This window comes from Methylobacterium sp. WL103, assembly GCF_008039885.1.
Taxonomy (GTDB): domain Bacteria; phylum Pseudomonadota; class Alphaproteobacteria; order Rhizobiales; family Beijerinckiaceae; genus Methylobacterium; species Methylobacterium cerastii.
This window is the reverse complement of sequence record NZ_VRUX01001009.1, coordinates 1-954: the sequence shown is the minus strand read 5'-3', so window position 1 is coordinate 954 and position 954 is coordinate 1. Positions and strand designations below refer to the sequence as shown.

Here is a 954-nt window from a genome sequence, read left to right as displayed (position 1 = left end):
CGCCTGCGCCGCGCGGGCCTGCGCCCGACGCGCCAGCGCCTGTCGCTCGGCTGGTTGCTGTTCGGGCGCGGCGACCGCCACCTGACGGCGGAAATGCTCTACGACGAGGCGATGCGCGCCAAGGTTCCGGTGTCGCTGGCCACCGTCTACAACACCCTGCACCAATTCACCGAGGTCGGCCTTCTGCGCCAGCTCGCGCTCGACGGGTCGAAGGCGTACTTCGACACCAACCCCTCCGAGCACCACCACTTCTTCCTCGAGGACGAAGGTCAGGTGATGGACATGCCCGATTGCGGCATCACCGTCGAATCGCTTCCCGACGCGCCGGAAGGCATGGAGATCGCCGGCGTCGAGGTGATCGTCCGCCTCCGCCGCCGGGCCGGCGCCCGCCGCCAGAGCTGAGCGGCCGTCAACGTCTCCGAATCGAAGAAGGTCCGGTGCGAACCGGGCCTTTTTTCTTAGTCGACCTTCTCGTTCGGGTAGACGCCCCACAGGCGGTCCTGGTGGATGTAGCCGTCCACGTCGCGCTTGGAGGGCAGCGCGACGACGAGGCGGCACCACGATCCGGTGCAGCTCTTCACGCTGCCGATCACGCCGGCCTCCAGGCGCGCCTCGTCCTCGGCGCCGTCGTCGGCCCGCGCCCGCAGCGGGATCGCGGCCTTGTCGGCGCCCTTCGAGGCGGTAACGATCGCGGTGCGGCGGCCCGACAGCAACGAGTGCAGGACCCACCCCTCGGTCCCTTCCGAATCGCGGATGCGGCGCCAGGTCTCGAACTCGGCGACGATCTCCACCGGCATGCCGGCGCGCTGGAACACCCAGAGGGTGCGGTGATCCTTCGAAGGCCCCTCGCGCAGGTTCACGCGATCGGTCTTGAGGCTGGCATAGCGCGGCAGCGGCAGCTTGGTGACCGGACCCACGCCGGATTCGGGGCCGCCGCCCGCGGCGGGCGCGGCC

Annotated in this window: 2 protein-coding genes; one reads left to right on the top strand and one right to left on the bottom strand. The window is 70.3% G+C overall.

All coding sequences use genetic code 11. From position 1 onward, the window contains the following. Nucleotides 1-402: Fur family transcriptional regulator Irr (gene irr / locus FV222_RS27395; protein WP_147816281.1), on the top strand; the 402-nt coding region annotated here is incomplete at its 5' end. A gap of 56 nt (nucleotides 403-458) precedes the next feature. On the opposite strand, the gene FV222_RS27390 is transcribed toward irr, so the two are convergent. Next, on the bottom strand, nucleotides 459-954 hold a 496-nt coding region (locus FV222_RS27390), incomplete at its 5' end, for an SH3 domain-containing protein (RefSeq protein WP_147816279.1).